Below are 20,362 nucleotides of genomic sequence, written 5' to 3' on the forward strand. Positions count from 1 at the left end.
CTCAGCTTGCGCGCAGGACGGCGACGGCGGCCACGACCGCCACCGCGACGAGGGCGAGGGCAAGGACCGCGGACGCCGCGAACGACGGCAGCGGAGCGCGCCGGCGCATCGCCCGCTCGGCCAGCGCCCAGCGGACCCACGCGAGCACGGAGCCGACGGCACCGAGCGCCACCAGTGCCAGGGCCGTGGCCTCCTGCGCCGCCCCGGGCAGGTCCAGCTCCACCACGTCGAGGGCGACGCCCGCCGCCAGCAGGGCGAGGGCGGTCCTGATCCACGCGAGGTAGGTGCGCTCGTTGGCGAAGGTGAAGCGGTAGTCGGGCTCCACTCCGTCGCCGTAGACGAAGCCGGGCCAACGCCTCCCCGTCGCCGGCTCGTGGGTGGGGGTGTCGTCCATGGACTCAGCCTCGCAGGTCGCCGTGGCGCAGTGTCGGTGCTCGGTGCCAGTCTCGGGGACATGATCGATCACCTGGGAATCAACTGCACCGACATCGAGCGCGCAGGCGCCTTCTACGACCGGATCCTCGGGGTCCTGGGTCACCGCCGGGTCATGGACTTCGGCACCACCATCGGCTACGGCTCGGAGGAGCCTGACTTCTGGCTCTCCACCTTCGAGGGCGTCGGCCCCAACCGCGAGGTGCACGTCGCCTTCGCCGCACCCGACGCGGCGACCGTGCGCGCGTGGTACGACGAGGCCATCGCCGCCGGCGCCGAGTCGCTGCACGAGCCGCGGCTGTGGCCGGAGTACCACGAGCGCTACTTCGGCGCCTTCGTCCGCGACACCGAGGGCAACAACATCGAGGCGGTCTGTCACTCCGGCGAGTGACGGCCTGCATCGGTGATTGAAGAAGGACGAAGTCCTGTCTCGAAACCCCTGTGGAATCGGGGGTTCTCGGGCCTTCGACTGTCGGTGGTGACTGGTTGACTTGTCCTCATGACCAGCATCCAGCAGGACTCCGATCTCGAGGTCGTGGACCTCGCGGACGCGAGCGTGCGTGGCCTGCTGGAGCAGGCGGCCGAGTGCGAGAGCGTGCTGCGCGAGGTCGCGGTTCACCAGCTGCGGGTCGCCTACGAGTGGGCTGTTGCGCACCCGGTCGTGGACGCGGCCGAGACTGCTTGTGGGCCTGTCCTCCCTTCGGTCCTGGAAGCCCCGGAGACGTTGGGTGGCGCCGGCACGCCAGCGGTGGCGGCGTTCACCGCCGAGCCGCTCGCCGTCGCGTGCGGCATCGCACCCACTGCTGCTTCAGCGCTGCTCGCGGATTCGCTGGATCTCCACCACCGGCTCCCGGTGCTCTGGGACCAGACCCAGGCCGGGTTCGTGCCTGCGTGGAAGGCGCGCCGGGTCGCTTCCCGCACCCGTGACCTGTCCCTGGACGCTGCCCTGTGGGTGGACCGGCAGACCGCCGGCCGGGTCGGGTCCCTCAGCCTCGGGGCCCTGGACCGGTTGATCGCCGAGGCCGCGGCCCGGGTGGACGGCGAGCCCCTGGCAGAAAAGGAGAAGCGCGCCCGGCCGCAGTGGGACGTCCAGCTCAAGCACCGCGACCCACGCGAGGGCGGCGCCACCTCAGAGATCCACGCGATCGGCGACACCCTCGACCTGACCCGGTTCCACGACATCGTGTGCGCCGAAGCCGAAGCACTCGGGTCCCTGGGTGACGGCGACACCTTCGAGGTCCGCAAGGCCAGGGCCCTCGGTGTCATCGCCGACGCGCAGGCCCGGCTCGACCTCACCAGCCTCCTCGACGACACCAGCGACGACGAGCGAGCCGCAGTCCGCCGTCGCCTCATCGAGCGCCGCGACGCCAAGGTCCGGCTCTACCTCCACGCCTCCCTCGCGGACGTTGTCGCCGGCACGTCCGGTGCAGTCGGCACGGTCGAAGGCCTCGGCCCGGTCACTCTCGACCAGATCAAGGACTGGGCCGGCAAGGCCCGCGTCACCATCCAGCCCGTGCTCCACGTCGTGAGTGAGGACACCTGGTCCGTCGATCGCCACGACCCGCCGCCGCGGATGGCCGAGCATGTCGTCCTCCGCGACCCGATGTGCGTGTTCCCGTGGTGCTCACACCCCTCCAGGCACGCCGACCTCGACCACATCGAGCCCTACGAGGACCCCGACGAGGGCGGTCCGCCCGACCAGACAAGGCCAGGCAATCTTGCGCCGCTGTGTCGAAGACACCACCGTGCCAAGACAGCAGGCGGCTGGAGCTACCAGCGCACCGCACCCGGCACCTACCTGTGGACCGGCCCCGCCGGCCTCACCGCCGTCGTCACTCCCACCGGCACGATCACCCTGCCCACGGCCTGACGTCCAGCCTCGCCGCGCACACTCCCCATTTCCGCTGCGTGGGATCACATTGAGTGTGCTCTGACTGAGTGTGTCCATGCTGGTGACTCCCGGTGACCGGATCTCTCGAGGTGCGGGCGTGGCAGCCCAGGCAAAGTTGAGCGCTCCAGAATCGGCGGCACCACGCGTCGCCGCTCCTCAGTCGATCCACCATGGCTTCACATGGACGGCATCGTCGGCGGGCCACATACGTAGGTGGTGTTGCTCAACCGGGTCGCCGGGATACAGCAGATCGGGTTCCATGACCATGTAGATGAGGCAGTCGAGCCGGAGAGGCGAAGTCAATCTTGGAGCAAAGGTGGCTTGTTCCTCCAAGTCATTGCCTACGACGAGGATGGGTCCGGCGGCCTCCAGAGCGAATGTGACCAGGTGGGCGCCGCGGTCGACCCTGCCTTGAATCTCCCCCTCGCTTGGAGCACTGTTCATCGCGATGCACGAAAGGAGTACGCGCTCCTCATCCGTTCCCAGGATGTTGATGCTTGCGATGGCCCCGTCTGCGAGAGCCTCGCCGGGGTTCTTCGGAAAGAGGGTCGGGGTCCACTCCTCATCGGGAGGCGTGGTGGGGCTGAGCGACGTCAGGAAGTAGCCACCGTCTAGCGCATTGACCGCTACGGACCAGTTGTTGGCGCTGGGGTCGTCATGCATGCGCGACAGACTCGCAGGCGAGCCGTTGACCGTCCACGGTTAGCGTGTGCGTCGTGTCTGCTGCGGTCAGGTCTGTCAACGCGGCGCCGCTGGGGCGCGTGCGCGGCCTGGCGCGTCCGTCGGGGATCCAGAAGCGTCCGGTCGACCGCATCGAGGTGCGCGACCCCGGCCCCAAGCGGGTCGGTCTCGGCAGTGGCGTGGTCGGTGATGCGATCGGCAACAAGAAGTTCCACGGCGGTGAGTCCCAGGCTGTCTACGCCTTCGCCCGGGAGGAGCTCGACTGGTGGGAGCGCGAGCTCGGCCGCGAGCTCCCCGATGGCGCGGCGTTCGGCGAGAACGTCACAACGACAGGACTCGAGGTCGACGATGCGCTGGTCGGGGAGCGCTGGCGGGTGGGAACCGCACTCCTCGAGGTCTGCCGCCCGCGTACCCCCTGCGCCACCTTCGCGGCCCACATGGGAGAGCTGCGCTGGATGAAGCGGTTCGCCGCACGCGAACGGGTCGGCGCCTACCTGGCGGTCGTGGAGGCCGGCGTCATCGAGCCCGGAGACCCGATCGAGGTGGTCGAGCGGCCCGACCACGACGTGACGGTGCCGATGCTCTTCCGCGCCGTGATGGGCGACCGCGACCTGGGCCGGCACATCCTCGACGCGGAGGCGCTGCGACCGTCCGAGCACGAGTGGCTCGCGGGACGGTTCGGGCGTTGAGGACCTACGAGTTCCACCGGCACTGGAGCACGCCGGCGCCGACGACGCGGGTCCAGGAGGTTCTCGTCGATCTCGAGCACTACCCGGAGTGGTGGCCGCAGGTCGTGGCCGTCGCCAAGATCGACGACGACACCGCTCGGGTGCTGTGCCGCTCGGTGCTGCCCTACACGCTCGACCTCGTGCTCCACGCGCAGCGACGCGAGCCGACCATGCTCGTGGTCGGCATCAGCGGCGCGCTCGAGGGGTGGGCGCAGTTCGACCTGCACGAGCGCGGGACGACGACCGAGGTGTCGTACGCGCAGCAGGTGGTCGTGGCCCACCGTGGCCTCGCGGTGGCGTCAGTGCTGACGCATCCGCTGATGCGGTGGAACCACGACCACATGATGGCCGGGTGCGAGCAGGGCCTCCGGGCCCGGCTCACGCAGACCGGATGACTCAGGAAAGAGCAGCGACCGCGGCGTCGTAGTCGGGCTCGGTGGTGATCTCCGGGACCAGCTGGGAGTGCACGACGTGGCCGTCCTCGTCGAGCACGACGACCGCACGGCCGAGGAGGCCGGCCATCGGACCGTCGACGAGCTTGACGCCGAAGTCCTCGCCGAAGGACGACCGGAACGCCGAGCCGACCTGGACGTTCTCGATGCCCTCGGCGCCGCAGAAGCGTGCCTGGGCGAACGGCAGGTCGTGGGAGACGTTGACGACAGTGGTGTTGTCGAGGCTCGCCGCCAGCTCGTTGAACTTCCGGACGCTCGCGGCACAGATGCCGGTGTCCACGCTCGGGAAGATGTTGAGCACGACACGCTTGCCCTGCGTGTCGCTGTGGGTCAGCGGTGAGAGACCGGCGCCGACGAGCTCCCAGCCGGGAGCCTTCTCTCCGACGGGGGGCAGGTCGCCGACGGTGTTGACGGGGTTGCCCTTGAGTGCAGTGGTTGCCATGCCCCATTCCTACACTGCTGGTGGATGGACGGCCCCGGCCGCCCACCGTGCGACCTAGAGTGCCCGTATGGGGAGCACCGATCGCACGACCGTGATCATCGAGGTGCTGCGTGACGCCTTCGCGCCCCTCATGAAGGCCGACCCGGCCGCGTTCCGCGCGAAGTACCGCAAGATGGCTCGCGACCCGCACGCGTTCTACCGCGGCACGGCCTGCCTCTTCTACCACGACGTCACGACCGAGCCGGCGGAGTGGGCTGCCCACGGCGCCGAGCGGATCTGGATCCACGGCGACCTCCACGTCGAGAACTTCGGCACCTACCTCAACTCCGACGGGCGCCTGGTCTTCGACGTCAACGACTTCGACGAGGCCTACCTGGGTCGCTTCACGTGGGACCTGCAGCGCTTTGCAGCGAGCCTCGCCCTCCTGGGTTGGCAGAAGGCGCTGCCGGAGGACGCGGTGCGCCAGCTCATCGCCCGCTACGCGCGCTCCTACCTTGCGCAGGTCAACCACTACACCGACTCCGCGTCCGACGAGGACTTCGCGATCCGCCTGGACAACGCGCACGGCCCCGTCCTCGCCGTGCTCGAGTCGGCCCGGGCCATGAAGCGCGCCGACCTGCTCGACCACGTGACGGTGCAGGAGCGGGGCACGCGACGCTTCCGCGCCGACGACACCACCCGCCGCCTGCCACGGGCCGAGCGCACCAAGGTAGTGAGTGCCTTCTCCAACTACCTCGACACCATCCCGGAGTCCAAGCGCTTCGACCGCGAGCTGTTCTACGAGCTGCGTGACGTGGTCGGGAAGTCTGGCTTCGGGATCGGCAGCGCGGGGCTGCCGGCCTACAACGTCCTCGTCGAGGGCTACAGCCAGGCCCTGGACAACGACGTGGTCCTGAGCATGAAGCAGGCCAACGTCCCCGCGCTCAGCAGGTTCGTCGACACGGCCGAGGTGGACGCCTACTTCGAGCACGAGGGCCACCGCACGGCCGTGAGCCAGCGGGCCCTGCAGGTGCACACCGACCCGCTCCTCGGTCACACCAGCCTGGACGGCGTGGGCTACGTCGTCGCGGAGGTGTCGCCCTACGAGGTGGACCTCGACTGGAGCGAGATCAACGAGCCCGCCGACATTCGCGCGGTCGTCGACCTGCTGGGTCGGGCGACCGCCAAGATCCACTGCGCGTCCGACGAGGACAGCCAGCAGGACCTCGTCGAGTTCCAGGTGGAGACGGCGATCGCGTCGTCGGTGAAGGGGAGCCGCCGCGACTTCGTCGACTGGCTGTGCGAGTGGGGGATGCGCTACTCCGGCACCGTGAGGGACGATCACGCCCGCTTCGTCGACGCGTTCCGCGAGGGCAGGGTCGGGGTCGCGGCCACCTGAGGCGCCACCAGACCCTCGCGTGGGTGCTCAGGCGTCGATGCTCGCCATGTTGCCGTAGCGGTCACCCTGCACTGCGTCGCGCGGGACGGCCCGCTCGAGCGCGGCGAGGTCGTCCGTGGTGAGCTCGACCCCCACCGCGCCGACGTTCTCTTCGAGGTACGCCACGCGCTTGGTGCCAGGGATCGGGGCGATGTCATCGCCCTGCGCGAGCACCCAGGCGAGCGCGAGCTGGCCGGGCGTGCAGCCCTTGGCCGCGGCGATCCCGCGCACCTTCTCGACCAGCGCCAAGTTGGCGTCGAGCGCATCGCCCTGGAAGCGGGGGAAGTACTCCGAGCGGCGGCGATCGGCCTCGCCATCGGCGCCGCTGGAAGCGCTGATCGCGCCGGTGAGCAGGCCGCGGCCGAGCGGGGAGTACGGCACCAGACCGATGCCGAGCTCGCGGATGGTGGGGAGAATCTCGTCCTCGAGGTCGCGGGTGAAGAGGGAGTACTCCGTCTGCAGCGCGGTGATCGGGTGCACGGCGTGCGCCTTGTGGATGGTGGCCGCAGAGGCCTCGGAGAGCCCGAGGTGGCGGACCTTGCCGGCGTCGACGAGCTCCTTCATCGCGCCGACCGTCTCCTCGATCGGGACGGTCTGGTCGACGCGGTGCTGGTAGTAGAGGTCGATGTGGTCGACCCCGAGCCGCTGCAGCGACGCGTCGCAGGCTTTGCGCACGTACTCCGGGCTGCCGTTGATCCCGACCATGGTGCCGTCGGGGAGCCGCTCGTTGCCGAACTTGGTGGCGAGCTGGACCTCGTCGCGCCGACCCGCGATCGCCGTGCCGACGAGCTGCTCGTTGATGAACGGGCCGTACATGTCGGCGGTGTCGAGGAACGTCACACCGAGGTCGAGCGCGCGGCGGATGGTGTCGGTGCCGCCCTGCTCGTCGGGCGTGCCGTAGAACTCCGACATCCCCATGCAGCCGAGCCCGAGGGAGCTGACCGTGAGGGCGGAGGTGGTGCCGAGCGTGCGCTGTCCGATGTCTGGTGTCGTCATGCCACCACAGAACTCCTTCGAGCGCGCTCCAAGTCAAGCGATCGGAGAGACCTTGTGCTCGTACAGCGCGATCTTGTGGTCGATCGCCCGCAGGTGGGAGGTGACCTCCGCGAGCTGCTGCTCCACGACCTGGCGGTGGGCGACGAGGAGGTCGAGCCGCTCGGCCTCATTGCCGTCGCCGTCGCGGACGAGCGCGGCGTAGCGGCGTACGTCACGGATGGGCATGCCGGTGGCGCGGAGCCGGGTCACCATCTGGATCCAGCGCAGGTCCTCGTCGGTGTAGCGGCGGTGCCCCGAGGACGCACGCTCGACGGAGCGCAGCATCAGGCCGTCGCGCTCGTAGTAGCGGAGGGTGTGGGCGGTGAGGCCGGTCTGTTGAGCGGCCGCGGCGATGCTCAAGCTGGTCACCGCACCAGTGTCCGACGTGGAGCGCGCTCCAAGTCAAGGCTCAGAGGGCGGGCCGGTGGAACTGCTCGAGCGCGAAGGGCCCGCCGACGTACGACGCCTCCTCGGCGTCCTGCGCACGCGCTGCGACGCGGTCGGCGTAGACCTCTGCGTCGTCCTGGGGCTCGAAGCCCAGCATCCGCCCGGGCTCGAGGTCCCACCAGGCGCGAGCGTTGTCGCTGATGCCGTAGATCACCTGAAACCCCGGTGCGGGGGCGGTCAACGCCGCATCCACCATGCGCACGCAGTCGTCGGGGGAGAGCCAGGTGGAGAGCGCCCGCGTCGTGGCGGGCTCGTCGAGGAACGACCCGATGCGGCAGGCCACCGCGTCGATCCCGTGACGCTCGGAGTAGAGCCGCAGCAGCGCCTCGGCCGCGACCTTGGCCACGCCGTAGAACGTGTCCGGTCGTGGAGGGGTGTCGGCGGTGAGCAGGTCGGTGCGCGGGGTGCGACCCACGGCGTGGTTGGAGGAGGCGTAGACCATGCGACCCACCCGGTGCTCGACCATCGCGTCCAGCAGGGCCGCAGTGGTGATGACGTGGGAGGTGAGCTCCTCGGGAAGCGACCGTTCGTCGGGGACACCGGCCAGGTGGACGACCGCGTCCAGCGGTTGCTGGGCGAAGACCTCCCGCACCGCGTCGGGGTCGGAGCAGTCGGCGGTGTGCCAGGCACCGGTGAAGCCCTCCGGCTCGGGGACCAGGTCCAGGCCCACGACCTCGTGGTCGCGGTCGCAGAGCCCCAGGGTGACGACCCGGCCGATGGATCCGGCCGCGCCGGTGAGGAGCACGCGCACGTCAGATCCGCTCGACGACCTGGCTGAGCAGCCCGCCCATCCGGCTGGCAGCCGCCTTGCCGGCCGCGAGGACCTCCTCGTGGTTGAGGGGCTGGCCACTGATCCCTGCCGCGAGGTTGGTCACCAGGCTGATGCCCAGGATCTCCATCCCGGCCTCACGGGCGGCGATGGCCTCCAGCGTGGTGCTCATGCCGACCAGGTGACCGCCGATGACCTTGGCCATCTGCACCTCGGCGGGAGTCTCGTAGTGGGGGCCGGGGAACTGCACGTAGACCCCCTCGTCCAGGCTCGGGTCGATCTCCTTGCACATGGCGCGCAGCCGAGGGCTGTAGAGGTCGGTGAGGTCGACGAAGTTGGCGCCGACGAGCGGGCTCGTCGCGGTCAGGTTGATGTGGTCGGAGATCAGCACCGGCTGCCCCGGCTGCCAGCCCTCCTTCAGGCCCCCACAGCCGTTGGTGAGCACGATGGCCTTGCAGCCGGCCGCTGCCGCGGTGCGCACGGGGTGCACGACCGCGGCGACCCCCTTGCCCTCGTAGAAGTGGGTGCGGCTGAGGAACACCAGCAGGTGCCGGTCGCCCGCCGGGGTGGCGTGGTGGATCGAGCGGATCCTGCCGCTGTGGCCGGCGACGCCGGCGGCGTGGAAGCCAGGCAGGTCGGTGGTGTCGACCTCGGCGGTCGCGTCGCCGAGCGCGTCGACTGCGGGCAGCCAGCCCGAGCCCAGCACGAGCGCGATGTCGTGGCGTTCGACACCGGTGAGCGCCGCGAGCTCGGCGGCCGCGTCCTTGGCGAGTGCGTGGTGGTCGGTCACCCCACGCACTCTAGACGCCCCGGCTGCCGAGCCCGCGGGCCAGGACCAGCGTCGGGTCAGCCGAAGAGGCTGCCCTGCACGACACCTCGCCGCACCCGCTGGGGGTGGTCGCCGACGGGCAGGTAGGCGATCTCCTTCTTGGTCTTCACGTCCAGGACGGCCACGGAGTCGGACTCGGAGAGCGAGATCCAGCACGTGTCGTCGAGGCCCTCGGTGGTCCAGTAGGGCTTGAGGTAGCCGTGGCCCGTGGTGGACTTGTCGAACAGCGTCGGGGCTCCGGTGGCCCGGTCGACCAGCGCCGCGTAGTCGTCCATCGTGCCTGCCACGCACAGCGTCGTGCCGGCGGAGTCGATCGAGAGCCCGTGGTGCGCGGAGTCGTTGACGTACTCGGTGCGCGGCATGTCGGGCACCCGGTTGGGCAACGACACCAGGCGGGTGACCGCTCCGGTGCGCGGCTCCGCCTGGCTGCCAGTCGAGTAGTCGACCTTGCCGTTGAGGTCGGCCGCCTGCGTGTCGAACTCGACGTAGCCGTGGAAGAAGGAGACCTGGAAGTAGATGAAGCGCTCACCCGGGGCGACGGCCATCGGTCGTACGGCGGAGCTCATCCTCGGGTAGCCGGCCTCGGCCAGCTCCTTGCCCATGTCCCAGCGGCGGTCGATGCCGAAGTCGCCGTTGCGCACGATCTCGAACCACCGGTCGCCCTTGGTCCAGTCGCTGATCCAGCTGTCCAGCGGCGTGTAGACGGTGCCGATCGACGCGTGGTAGATCCGTTCGCCGTCGGGGGAGTAGTTGTTCTCGTGGGGTGTCTCCCCGGACTCGAACGTGCGCAGGCGGTCGCCCATCTTGACGACCCGACCGTCGGGCAGGGTCTCGTCCACCATGGAGTACTCGATGACCTGGCGCTCGGTCGAGTCGCTGACGAGCAGCCGCCTGCCGTCGGGGGAGAGCCCTGCGTGGTCGCTGCGGTGGCCGTCCATCGAGCGCTCGACGACGATCGAGTCGCTGCGGCCCGCCACCGCCTTGGCGATGTCGATCCACACGACGTCGGCGAAGCTCGGCCGGGAGACTGCGAGGTACTTGCCGTCGGGGGTGCTGAACATGTCGTCGACGAACTGGTCGTGGCCCTCGCCCGGTCCGTTGCGGATCACCAGGAAGTAGAAGAGTCGCTCGGGGTTCCACGTGATGTCGCGCATCTCCTGCGCCTTGTCGGGGATCAGGTTGATCCCGCCCTTGAGGATCGCGGGGTCGTGGGCGTCCACGATCGAGGCGGTGCCCGACCAGTTGTTGCCGACGAACATGACGTCGCGAAGAGCGTCGGGGGCGGGGGGCGCGGAAGCCGTGGCAGCGGGGACCAGTGCCAGGACGGTGAGTGCCGCGGTGACCGCGGCCGAGACCGAGAGGAGGCGGGGGCGAAGGTTCATGCGCCGACTATGGCGGAGGTGTAACTGGTTGTGACACCACCTGTCTCACATGGTGGTGGTGCACGTCACAGTCCCGTGGACCGGCACGCCCTCCTGCGGAGCGCCGCGACGTAGTCGGCAGGCGCGTCGGCGGCCTCGGCCGCGTCGGCCAGGACCCCGAGGTGGAGCGCGGAGGGGAGACCGCCCTCGTAGGCGTCCAGCACGTAGGCCCACGCCACCACCTCGCCGTTCATGGTGGAGACGCGCACCCGCGTCTTGCGGTAGAGCCCGGTGTCGGCCGACTCCCAGCCGTCGAGGGTCCGCTCGTCCTCGACGCTGACGTCGAAGATGGCGACGAAGACCTGCTCGTGCGGGTCCTGCACGATCGTGGGGAGCGCGCCGTCCCAGCCGTGCTCCTCGCCGCCGAAGGTGAGCCGCCAGCCGCTGAGCCAGCCGGTCGACTGCAGGGGCGAGTGGGGGCAGCGCTCGCTCATGCGCGCCGGATCCATGTTGGGCCCGTAGGCGGCGTAGAGCGTCACGAAGAGCAGGGTAGCGAGCCCGGTAGGCTGCAGACGTGACTGAGCACTTCGACACCCTCGTCCTCGGCGCCGGCCCCGGTGGCTACGTCGCCGCCATCCGCGCAGCACAGCTCGGCCAGAAGGTCGCCGTGGTGGAGGAGAAGTACTGGGGCGGTGTCTGCCTCAACGTGGGGTGCATCCCGTCCAAGGCTCTTCTGAAGAACGCCGAGCTCGCCCACACGCTGACCCACGAGAAGGCGAAGTTCGGCATCGAGGGCGACGCGACGATGGCCTTCGGCCCCACCCACAAGCGCAGCCGGGACGTCAGTGCAGGCATCGTCAAGGGTGTCCACTTCCTCATGAAGAAGAACAAGATCACCGAGATCGACGGGTGGGGCACGCTCACCGGTCCGAAGACGGTCGACGTGAAGGACAAGGACGGGCAGACGACCTCCTACACCTGCGACAGCCTGATCATCGCCGCGGGCGCGAAGGTCAGGCTCGTGCCGGGCGTCGAGCTCAGCGAGAACGTCGTCACCTACGAGGAGCAGATCCTCACCGACCAGCTGCCGAAGTCCATCGTCATCGGGGGGTCAGGTGCCATCGGGGTGGAGTTCGCCTACGTGATGGCCAACTTCGGGGTGGACGTCACCATCGTGGAGTTCCTCGACCGCATGGTGCCCACCGAGGACGCCGACATCTCCAAGGAGCTCGCCAAGCACTACAAGAAGCTCGGCGTGAAGGTGCTGACCTCCACCGCGGTGAAGAACGTCGAGGACACCGGCTCCGGAGTCAAGGTCACCGTCGCACCCGCCTCGGGTGACGGCGAGGAGCAGGTGATCGAGGCCGACAAGTTCCTGGCCGCGTTCGGCTTCGCCCCACGTGTCGAGGGCTACGGCCTGGAGAACACCGGCGTGAAGGTCTCCGACCGGGGTGCCATCGAGATCGATGAATACGGCCGCACCAACGTCGAGGGCGTCTACGCCATCGGTGACTGCACCGGCAAGCTGATGCTGGCCCACGTCGCCGAGGCGATGGGCATCGTCGCCGCCGAGACGATCAACGGCGCCGAGACGATGCCGGTCGAGTTCGACTTCGTGCCTCGCGCGACCTACTGCAACCCCCAGATCGCGTCGTTCGGCTACTCCGAGGCCCAGGCCAAGGACAAGGGCTACGACGTCAAGACGGCGAGCTTCCCCTTCACCGCCAACGGCAAGGCGATGGGCCTGGGCGAGCCCATGGGCTTCGTCAAGGTCGTGGCCGACGCCGAGCACAACGAGATCATCGGCGCCCACATGATCGGGCCCGGCGTCACCGAGCTGCTTCCGGTGCTGACCCTGGCGCAGAAGTGGGACCTCACCGCCGACGAGGTGGCGCGCAACGTCTTCGCCCACCCGACCCTGTCCGAGGCCGTCAAGGAAGCCGTGCACGGGATCGCCGGCCACATGATCAACTTCTGATGCACTCCTCCTCCAACCGCGTCGTCATCATCGGGGGCGGCCCCGGCGGCTACGAGGCCGCGCACGTCGCAGCCCAGCTCGGGGCCGAGGTGACCGTCGTCGACAGGGACGGGATCGGCGGCTCGGCCGTGCTCACCGACTGCGTGCCCAGCAAGACCCTGATCGCCACCGCCGAGGTCATGACCGAGGTGGCCGACGCGGCCGAGCTGGGCATCGACTTCCTCGACCACGAGGGTGATGCTGCCGCCGCCCTGCGCGTCGACCTCGGCAAGGTCAACGCGCGGGTGCAGAAGCTCGCCGCCGACCAGTCCGCCGACATCGCCGCCCGGCTCGAGCGCGACGGCGTCCGCGTCGTGCAGGGGCGAGGACAGGTGGGGCCCGACCTAACCGTCACGGTCGGCGACGAGGCGTTTCCGGCCGACGCGATCCTGCTGGCCACCGGCGCTTCGCCGCGCACGCTGCCCAGCGCGCAGCCCGACGGCGAGCGCATCCTCACGTGGGAGCAGGTCTACGACCTCACCGAGGTCCCCGAGAAGCTCATCGTCGTCGGCTCCGGTGTGACAGGGGCCGAGTTCGCCAGCGCCTACCTGGCGCTCGGCATCCCCGTGACCCTGGTGAGCTCGCGTGACCGGGTGCTCCCGGGGGAGGACGCCGATGCGTCCGCGGTGCTCGAGGAGGTCGCGACCAGGCGCGGCATGGAGGTGCTGGGCCAGTCCCGGATGGAGTCGGTGACCCGTGACGGCGACACGGTGACGGTGACCCTCACCGACGGGCGCACCGTGCAGGGGAGCCACTGCATCCTCGCCCTCGGATCGGTGCCCAACACCGCTGACCTCGGGCTGGAGGCCGCCGGAGTCGCCACGGACGACGGTGGGTTCGTGAAGGTCGACCGGGTCTCCCGCACGTCGGCACGCGGCGTCTACGCCGCAGGAGACTGCACCGGCGTCCTCATGCTCGCCTCGGTCGCCGCCATGCAGGGTCGCATCGCGATGTGGCACTTCCTCGGTGACGCAGTGGCGCCGCTCGACCTCAAGAAGGTCTCCTCCAACGTCTTCACCGCCCCCGAGATCGCCACCGTGGGGTGGTCGCAGCAGGCGGTCGACGCCGGCGAGATCGAGGCCGAGGTCGTGATGCTGCCCCTGGGGGGCAACGCCAGGGCCAAGATGCAGGGCGTGCGCGACGGCTTCGTCAAGCTCTTCTGTCGACCCGGGACCGGCACGATCATCGGCGGCGTGGTGGTCGGTCCGCGTGCCAGCGAGCTCATCCACCCGGTCGCGATCGCCGTCGCCGAGTCGTTGACGGCCGACCAGCTCGCCCAGACCTTCACCGTCTATCCCTCGATGAGCGGCTCGATCGCCGAGGCCGCCAGGCGGTTGCACCGGTTCTGAGGTCTTGGCTCCGGGACTCTCAGAAGCCTCCGCCGGCGTCTCCGCCCCCGCCTGCGTCGCCTCCGCCCGCATCGCCACCGCCGGAGCTGCCGCCGCCCCAGCTGCCGGAGTAGTCGTGCCCGCCGATGGTGCCGCCACCGTCCCACGAGCCCGGGTCCGCCCACACCACGCCCGTCGTCGCGTGGCTCGCGCCGCCGACGGCCACGGTGGTCACGAACGCCATGGTCAGGCGATCTGCCTGGAAGCGGTGCTGCTCGACGAGGCCGGAGTACCAGCCCTGCGCCCACGCGGCGTACATCGGCCCGGACGAGAACCACGGCACCTGCCGGTTGCCCAGTGCGACCCGGCGCACGTGGGGCTCGGCGCCGGTCATCAGTCTCTCGTAGTCACGGAAGCACACGGGGATCTCGCGAGGTTCTCCGTCGGGCGGCGCCCAGGTCAGGTCGCGTTCGGCGGGTCCGTGCGCGGGGTTGAAGAAGCATGGCTCGCGACGCGTGGGGCGGGCCAGCCCGTCGCGCGCCGCCAGGACGCACGCGAGCGCAAACCTGCCGTCCGCGAGCGTCGCGGTGACCGCGGTGATGTCGGGCGTCGCGTCGGCGCCGGCGAGCCGGGTCTTCGCGGACTCGTAGTCGTCGAGGGCGGTCTGGTAGTCACGACGCATCCCGTCGTCGAGCACGGTCGTGAGGGTGTCGAAGTGCAGCTCGGCGAGCTCCTCACCGAACGCCGTCACGTCCTCGTGAGCCGCCCGGCGAGCATGGCGGAAGGCGTCCATCTCTGCGAGCCGCGCCTCGCGAGCGCGGCGACCGAGCTTCCGCACTCATCCATGATGCACCTGCGCGCTGACCAAAGCGCCTGTAGTCTCGTGCTTTTCTGTCAACGACTCGGGGGAGTCCCATGCTTCGCACCCGCGCACTGCTCGTCGCGCTGATGACCGCGACGCTGCTGCTCCCTGTCCTGCCGGCCGAGGCTGCCAACCGCAGGGTCGAGGTCTACCCCACCACCGGGGACAGCGTCGTGACGCTCACCGGACGCGGCTACGGCCACGGCCACGGCCTCTCGCAGTACGGCGCCCAGGGCGCGGCCTCCCAGGGGTACACCTGGCAGCAGATCGTCGAGTTCTACTACCCGGGCACCACGTGGGGTGCCATCACCGGCCGCATGCGCGTGCTCATCTCGGCTGACACCACCTCTGACGTGCAGGTCGTGGCCCAGCGCGGGATCAAGGTCAAGAGCCTGGAGCGACGCCGCACGTGGCGGCTTCCGAGCAAGGGGGCACGCAAGTGGCGCCTGCTGCCGTCGGGCTCCCGGACCAAGGTGCAGTTCACCAAGGGCTGGGGCTGGCGGACGTGGAAGCAGTTCCGTGGCGAGGGGGAGCTCTCCTCGACCCGGGGTCCGCTGTCCCTGGTGACGCCCGCCGGGACCTCGGACTACCGCGGAAAGCTCCGCTCGGACGAGCGGGACACCGTCAACGTCCTCCCCATGGAGAGCTACCTGCGCGGGGTCGTCCCCGAGGAGGTGCCTCCGCTGTGGGAGCCGCACGCCGTGGCTGCGCAATCAGTGGCGGCGCGGACCTACGCCGCTGCCGAGCGTTCGAACCCGACGGCCGCCCACTACGACCTGTGTGACACCAGCCACTGCCAGGTCTACGGCGGGGTCGGAGTCGAGCACGAGGCGGCGACGGCAGCGATCAGGATGACCGAGGGCCAGGGCCTCTACTACGACGGCGTACCCGCGTTCACCCAGTTCTCTGCCAGCAACGGCGGCTGGTCCTCGGCCGGGTCGACCCCCTACCTCGTCGCCCAGACCGACCCCTTCGACGGCTACGCCGAGTGGACCTTCACGACCAACGACGCCTCCCTCGAGCAGCACTGGCCGGCGATCGGCGACCTCACCTCGATCGAGGTCACCTCACGCGACGGCAACGGCGCGTGGGGAGGCCGGGTGCTCGCCATGTCCCTCGTGGGCACCACCGGCCGTGCCGACATCTCCGGCGACGACCTGCGCACCGTCCTGGGGCTGAAGTCCGAGTGGTTCACCTTCACCGTGACGCCCAAGCTCCAGGGCCGCCGGCTGGACCCCTGAGCCCAGGACGGCCGCCAGGTCGACACGGAGTCGTCCGACCTTTCAGGTGTCAGCGTCGACCGCGCACCCTGATCGCGGGCGAGATGACGCGCTGGTCGTCCAGCCGCACCACGAGGCGATAGCGGCTCTTGCCGAGCGGGACGCGTCGGGTGATCCGCATCCGTCCATCGTCGGAGAAGCTCCGGCTGCCGACTCGGCGCCAGCCGCGCGAAGTGCGTCGCTGCAGGACCCCTCGGGCGTCCTTGGCCCAGACATCCGCTCTGGCGCGGAAGCGGAACCTCACCCTCGAAAGTCGAGTCGCCACGAGTCGCACCGCTCGTGCCTCCGGGGGCTGGGTGACCGGTGGCGTGCTGCCGGTCGAGCCGGCTCCGGGTCCGGAAGCTGGTCCGGGGACTGGCCCGGGACTGGGCTCGGGCTCGGGCTCGGACGGAGCCGTGGTTCCACCGGGCAGCGTGACCGACCGCAGGGGGCTGAGATTGCCCGAGGTGTCCTCGGTGAACACCGTCAGCGTGTAGGGACCTGAGAGTGGCAGGTCGGTGACCGTGGCCTGCTGCTGACGGCCGTCGTACAGGAGTCGACCCATGCTGGCTGGGGACGTGCCGGGCGTGCCGACGACGACGGTGTCGACCCAGTCGGCGTCGGTCGGGTTGCGCCAGGACAGGCGGGCGGTCGTGGCGCCCGCTTCGACGGTGAGGTCGCTGACCGCGCTGGGTGCGACGGTGTCGGGGGTCGGGGCGTCGGGGTCCACGGCGCGCCAGGACACCTCGCCCCGCAGGGCAGCTGCGCTGAACTCGCAGTGCTGCTCGAAGGAGATGCGGAAGCTCGTGAGGTAGCCCTGGTCGTAGGTCGCCTCGTGGACCGTGAACTCGCCGCCGAGCTCGTTGCACCCTCGCCCCGACCCGCTGACGTCGAGGCCGGCGTTGCCCGAGTTGAACGGGTAGCGGGTGGCCCCGGTGTAGGTCTGCCCGGGGAGGAGGATCTTGCCGCTGGGTGCCTCGAAGCTCGCCGTCCACCAGTCGCCCGCGTGGTCGACGGACATCCAGGCCCGGGTCTCCGTCCCGCCGCCGCCCATCAGCGCGCCCTGCTGTGGTGTGTAGTCATAGCTGCGGCCACCGCTGATCCAGTCACCTGCCTCGCCACTCATGTGCCACTCGGTGCGCCCGGGGATCCCGATGGTGGACAGCGACACCTCTCGGCGGCTTCCGCGGTCGTCCAGCACCTGCAGGAGGCCGAGCCGCACACCGGGACGGCTGGGCGTGACGCCGACGTGGATGGTGCAGGAGGCCCCCGGGGCAAGGGACTGGGGACACGCGTCGTGGATGATCGAGAAGTCGTTGGCGCCGGCCTCGATCGTCGAGCGGACGGTCGTGGGGGTCGTCCCCGTGTTGGCGACACGCACGGGTGTGGGCCGGACAGGGACGCCCGGGTGCTCGCTGGGCCACGACATCACCCCGGCCTCGACCGTGAGCTGGTCCTGGTCGAAGGAGGAGCCGAGCCTGATCTCGCCGAAGAGCGCGGCATCGCCGCCCTCGCAGTGCTGCTCGTAGGCGATCCACACGCGGTCCGGGGCGAGGTCGAGGACGGTGAACCAGCCGCTCACCTCGTTGCACCCACGGCCGTCGCCGGAGACGGACAACCCGGGCTCGCCGAGCTCCTGGAACGGGTAGCGCACCGCCCCCGGGTAACGCCCGGGGGTGAGCGAGTACCCCGACGGGGCGGCGAACTCGAAGGAGTAGGGCCCGGCGGAGACGACGACCACGCCGGCACCACCTGACACGGAGATGTTGTCCCGGTAGGACCTGGAGAGGCCGCCGCCGATGTAGTCACCGGACTCGCTGACCATGGTGACGAAGCCGGGCAGGAAGCCTTGCAGGCTCTGCTGCGTCTCGGCGTCGGCGTGTGTCGGAGGGGCCAGGGTCGTCGGTGCGAGCGTCGCTGCGAGCAGGGTCGCGAGCGCCACGAGGCGTCGTACGGACATCGTTCCCCCGTCCTCCTCAGCTCCGGACCCGGTCGCGACAACCTAACGGTGAGCGCCCCCGACTGTCACCGGTCGGACCTCACCTGGCGCCGACGGCCCGCCCGGCAGCACGGCCCGAGAAGATGCAGCCCCCGAGGAAGGTGCCCTCGAGCGCGTTGTAGCCGTGCACGCCACCCCCGCCGAATCCAGCGACCTCGCCGACGGCGTAGAGGCCCTCGACGGGGACTCCGTCGGCGTCGAGGCACTGGGAGTCGAGGTTGGTCTCGAGGCCGCCCAGGGTCTTGCGGGAGAGGATGTTGAGGCGTACGGCGATGAGCGGGCCGTGCTCGGGGTCGAGGATCCGGTGCGGCTTGGCGACCCGGATCAGCTTGTCCGTGCGGGAGCGGCGGGCGTTGTTCACCACCATGAGCTGGACGTCCTTGGAGAAGGGGTTGTCGAGCTCACGGTCGCGCGCCACGACCTGCCGCTCGATCACCTCGAGGTCCAGCTCCGGCCCACGGGCCAAGGCGTTCATCCCCTTCACCAGGTCGTCGAGGTTGTCGGCGACGACGAAGTCCACGCCCTTCTCCTTGAACGCCTCCACCGGGCCCGGCGCCCCCTTGGCCAGGCGGGACTTCAGCAGGAACTTCACGTCCTTGCCCGTGATGTCGGGGTTCTGCTCGGAGCCGGAGAGGGCGAACTCCTTCTCGATGATCGACTGGGTGAGGACGAACCACGAGTAGTCGTGCCCCGTGGCCAGGATCTGCTTCATGGCGCCGATCGAGTCGGCACCCGGCACGCCCGACATCCCCTCGAGGCGCTTGCCGTGGGCGTCGAACCACATCGACGAGGGGCCGGGGAGGATCCGGATGGCGTGGTCGGGCCACACGGGGTCCCAGTTGTGGATGCCTTCGACGTAGGCCCACATCCGGTCGCGGTTGACCATCGAGGCTCCGGCCGCCTCGGAGATGCCCTGCATCCGGCCGTCGACGTAGGCAGGGACGCCGGAGATCATGTGCTCGGGTGCGGCGCCCACACGCTCGGTGGGCCAGCTCCGCCGCATGAGCTCGTGGTTGTGGCCGATGCCGCCGCTGGCCACCACCACGGCGGCCGCACGGTGCTCGAAGTCTCCGACGGCCTCCCGGCTGGACCGGACACCCCGCGGGGAGTCGTCCTCGGCCAGCACCGTGCCCCGCACTCCGACGACCGCGCCGTCCTCGACCACCAGGTCGTCGACCTGGTGGCGGAACGCGAATCGTACGAGGCCGCGTTCCTCGGCAGCCTGCACGGGCTCGGCGAAGATCCGCACGACCTCGGGGCCGGTGCCCCAGGTGAGGTGGAAGCGCGGCACCGAGTTGCCGTGGCCGGTCGCGCGCCCGTCGCCGCGCTCGGCCCAGCCGACGAAGGGCAACGACTTCAGGCCCAGGGCACGCAGGTAGTCGCGCTTCTCCTCGTGGGCGAACCGCACGTAGGCCTCGGCCCACTGCCGCGGCCAGTGGTCCTCGCCGCGTCCCGCACTCGACGTACCGTCCCCGAGGCGGTCGAACTGGGCGCTGCCCAGCCAGTCCTGGAGTGCGAGCTCGGGGGAGTCCTTGATGCCCATCCGGCGCTGCTCAGGGCTGTCGACGAACAGCAGCCCGCCGAGCGACCACCACGCCTGGCCGCCGAGGTTGTGGCGGTTCTCCTGGTCGAGCACCAGGACGCGCTTGCCGGCCAGGGCGAGCTCGTGGGTCGCGACGAGGCCGGCGAGACCGGCACCGACCACGATGGCGTCGGGCTGGAATTCGCTGTGAGTGGCCGGCGGGGTCATCTGGTCTCCTGGGACTGGTGGTCGACGATCATCTGCGCGAGCAGGGCGAGTGCCCGCTCGACGGTGCGCCCGGGTGGGGCGGCGGGGTCGGGGTCGAGTGCCGAGAAGGCGAGGCCGTCCAGCACGTTGACGACGATGCTCAGCACGGCGGGGAGGTCCTCGGGCGGCAGCAGTCCGCCCCACAGCTCGGTGGCGGCCTCGAGCATCCGGTCCTGGAACGCCATCCGGGCCGGGCGCAGGGCTTCGCGCAGCTCCGCGTCGGAGCGCGCCGCCACCAGGAGCTCGCGCCACGTCTGGTGGGTGGGGGAGAGCACCACGGTGCGCAGGTGCGCCAGCGCGTGCGTCACGCCCTCGACCGTGGCGACGTCGTCGCCGACCGCCTCCCGGAAGGCGTTCACGCTGGTCTCGGCGACGTGGTCGGCAGTCGCCACGAGCAGCGCCTGCCGGGTGGGGAAGTGGCGGAAGAGCGCTCCCTGGCTGACACCTGCCTCGGCGCAGACCGCGGCGGTCGAGGTGGCGGCGTACCCCTTCGTGGCCAGGCAGGCGACGGTGGCGTCGAGCAGTCGCGCGATCGTCGCGTCGCGGCGCTGGGCCTGGGTACGGCGCGGGGCTGGCGAGGTCGGCACCGGAGCATCCTCGCATAAAAAGCGAGCGCTCGCTATC

Annotated in this window: 21 protein-coding genes; 8 read left to right on the forward strand and 13 right to left on the reverse strand. The window is 70.2% G+C overall.

The window, feature by feature from the left end; all coding sequences use genetic code 11:
• Position 1: 1 nt before the first annotated feature.
• Positions 2-394: a YidH family protein gene (locus tag EXE58_RS20340; RefSeq protein WP_135268243.1), complete on the reverse strand. Its 393-nt coding sequence runs from the start codon at positions 392-394 to the stop codon at positions 2-4.
• A gap of 60 nt (positions 395-454) precedes the next feature.
• Between EXE58_RS20340 and EXE58_RS12750 the strand changes: the two genes are divergently transcribed.
• Positions 455-823 (forward strand): VOC family protein, encoded by a 369-nt coding sequence (locus EXE58_RS12750; protein ID WP_135268244.1) that lies wholly within the window; start codon positions 455-457, stop codon positions 821-823.
• Positions 824-931: 108 nt separating this feature from the next.
• Positions 932-2,302 carry an HNH endonuclease signature motif containing protein gene (locus EXE58_RS12755; RefSeq protein WP_135268245.1) on the forward strand — a complete coding sequence of 457 codons (1,371 nt, stop codon included), beginning with the start codon at positions 932-934 and terminating at the stop codon, positions 2,300-2,302.
• 177 nt (positions 2,303-2,479) lie between these two features.
• Here EXE58_RS12755 and EXE58_RS12760 read toward each other — a convergent pair whose 3' ends face one another.
• Complete coding sequence (locus EXE58_RS12760; protein ID WP_135268246.1) at positions 2,480-2,986, reverse strand: hypothetical protein; 507 nt, start codon at positions 2,984-2,986, stop codon at positions 2,480-2,482.
• 53 nt (positions 2,987-3,039) lie between these two features.
• On the opposite strand from EXE58_RS12760, the gene EXE58_RS12765 reads away from it, so the two are divergent.
• Complete coding sequence (locus EXE58_RS12765; RefSeq protein ID WP_208544000.1) at positions 3,040-3,693, forward strand: MOSC domain-containing protein; 654 nt, start codon at positions 3,040-3,042, stop codon at positions 3,691-3,693.
• Positions 3,690-4,127 carry an SRPBCC family protein gene (locus EXE58_RS12770; protein ID WP_135268247.1) on the forward strand — a complete coding sequence of 146 codons (438 nt, stop codon included), beginning with the start codon at positions 3,690-3,692 and terminating at the stop codon, positions 4,125-4,127. The genes EXE58_RS12765 and EXE58_RS12770 overlap by 4 nt, the downstream gene beginning before the upstream one ends.
• A 1-nt stretch (position 4,128) precedes the next feature.
• Here the strand turns inward: EXE58_RS12770 and tpx are convergent, their stop codons facing one another.
• Complete coding sequence (tpx, locus tag EXE58_RS12775; RefSeq protein ID WP_135268248.1) at positions 4,129-4,626, reverse strand: thiol peroxidase; 498 nt, start codon at positions 4,624-4,626, stop codon at positions 4,129-4,131.
• 67 nt (positions 4,627-4,693) lie between these two features.
• Between tpx and EXE58_RS12780 the strand changes: the two genes are divergently transcribed.
• Positions 4,694-6,004, forward strand: a complete 1,311-nt coding sequence (locus tag EXE58_RS12780; protein ID WP_135268249.1) for a DUF2252 domain-containing protein — start codon at positions 4,694-4,696, stop codon at positions 6,002-6,004.
• 27 nt (positions 6,005-6,031) lie between these two features.
• On the opposite strand, the gene EXE58_RS12785 is transcribed toward EXE58_RS12780, so the two are convergent.
• The 6 genes from EXE58_RS12785 to EXE58_RS12805 all read right to left on the reverse strand — a co-directional run bounded on the left by EXE58_RS12785 (position 6,032) and on the right by EXE58_RS12805 (position 11,023).
• On the reverse strand, positions 6,032-7,039 hold the full coding sequence (locus tag EXE58_RS12785; protein WP_208544001.1) for an aldo/keto reductase: 1,008 nt from the start codon (positions 7,037-7,039) through the stop codon (positions 6,032-6,034).
• 33 nt (positions 7,040-7,072) lie between these two features.
• Positions 7,073-7,447 (reverse strand): MerR family transcriptional regulator, encoded by a 375-nt coding sequence (locus EXE58_RS19740; protein WP_208544002.1) that lies wholly within the window; start codon positions 7,445-7,447, stop codon positions 7,073-7,075.
• Positions 7,448-7,487: 40 nt separating this feature from the next.
• Positions 7,488-8,276, reverse strand: coding sequence for an NAD-dependent epimerase/dehydratase family protein (locus tag EXE58_RS12790; RefSeq protein WP_135268250.1), 789 nt, complete (start codon positions 8,274-8,276; stop codon positions 7,488-7,490).
• Position 8,277: 1 nt separating this feature from the next.
• Positions 8,278-9,084 carry a purine-nucleoside phosphorylase gene (locus tag EXE58_RS12795; protein WP_208544003.1) on the reverse strand — a complete coding sequence of 269 codons (807 nt, stop codon included), beginning with the start codon at positions 9,082-9,084 and terminating at the stop codon, positions 8,278-8,280.
• Between the two features lie 56 nt (positions 9,085-9,140).
• Positions 9,141-10,505 (reverse strand): YncE family protein, encoded by a 1,365-nt coding sequence (locus tag EXE58_RS12800; protein WP_135268252.1) that lies wholly within the window; start codon positions 10,503-10,505, stop codon positions 9,141-9,143.
• A gap of 65 nt (positions 10,506-10,570) precedes the next feature.
• A complete protein-coding gene (locus EXE58_RS12805; protein ID WP_208544004.1) occupies positions 10,571-11,023 on the reverse strand; it encodes a gamma-glutamylcyclotransferase family protein in 453 nt (150 codons plus the stop codon).
• A gap of 35 nt (positions 11,024-11,058) precedes the next feature.
• On the opposite strand from EXE58_RS12805, the gene lpdA reads away from it, so the two are divergent.
• On the forward strand, positions 11,059-12,462 hold the full coding sequence (gene lpdA, locus EXE58_RS12810) for a dihydrolipoyl dehydrogenase (protein ID WP_135268253.1): 1,404 nt from the start codon (positions 11,059-11,061) through the stop codon (positions 12,460-12,462).
• Positions 12,462-13,850, forward strand: coding sequence for an NAD(P)H-quinone dehydrogenase (locus EXE58_RS12815; RefSeq protein WP_135268254.1), 1,389 nt, complete (start codon positions 12,462-12,464; stop codon positions 13,848-13,850). Before lpdA ends, EXE58_RS12815 begins: the two co-directional genes overlap by 1 nt.
• Positions 13,851-13,869: 19 nt before the next feature.
• Here EXE58_RS12815 and EXE58_RS12820 read toward each other — a convergent pair whose 3' ends face one another.
• Positions 13,870-14,667 carry a hypothetical protein gene (locus EXE58_RS12820; RefSeq protein WP_135268255.1) on the reverse strand — a complete coding sequence of 266 codons (798 nt, stop codon included), beginning with the start codon at positions 14,665-14,667 and terminating at the stop codon, positions 13,870-13,872.
• Positions 14,668-14,744: 77 nt separating this feature from the next.
• Here EXE58_RS12820 and EXE58_RS12825 point away from each other — a divergent pair, with 77 nt between their 5' ends.
• Positions 14,745-15,932, forward strand: coding sequence for a SpoIID/LytB domain-containing protein (locus EXE58_RS12825; RefSeq protein ID WP_135268256.1), 1,188 nt, complete (start codon positions 14,745-14,747; stop codon positions 15,930-15,932).
• Between the two features lie 49 nt (positions 15,933-15,981).
• On the opposite strand, the gene EXE58_RS12830 is transcribed toward EXE58_RS12825, so the two are convergent.
• From EXE58_RS12830 to EXE58_RS12840, 3 genes are all read right to left on the reverse strand, one after another.
• The gene (locus tag EXE58_RS12830) at positions 15,982-17,910 is read right to left on the reverse strand and encodes a hypothetical protein (RefSeq protein ID WP_135268257.1); all 1,929 of its coding nucleotides are present in this window, start codon (positions 17,908-17,910) and stop codon (positions 15,982-15,984) included.
• Between the two features lie 79 nt (positions 17,911-17,989).
• Positions 17,990-19,699 (reverse strand): FAD-binding dehydrogenase, encoded by a 1,710-nt coding sequence (locus tag EXE58_RS12835; RefSeq protein WP_135268258.1) that lies wholly within the window; start codon positions 19,697-19,699, stop codon positions 17,990-17,992.
• Entirely contained in the window at positions 19,696-20,325 is a 630-nt protein-coding gene (locus tag EXE58_RS12840) for a TetR/AcrR family transcriptional regulator (RefSeq protein WP_167288867.1), read from the reverse strand. Before EXE58_RS12840 ends, EXE58_RS12835 begins: the two co-directional genes overlap by 4 nt.
• Positions 20,326-20,362 lie beyond the last annotated feature (37 nt).

This window comes from Nocardioides seonyuensis, from assembly GCF_004683965.1.
GTDB classification, from domain to species: domain Bacteria; phylum Actinomycetota; class Actinomycetes; order Propionibacteriales; family Nocardioidaceae; genus Nocardioides; species Nocardioides seonyuensis.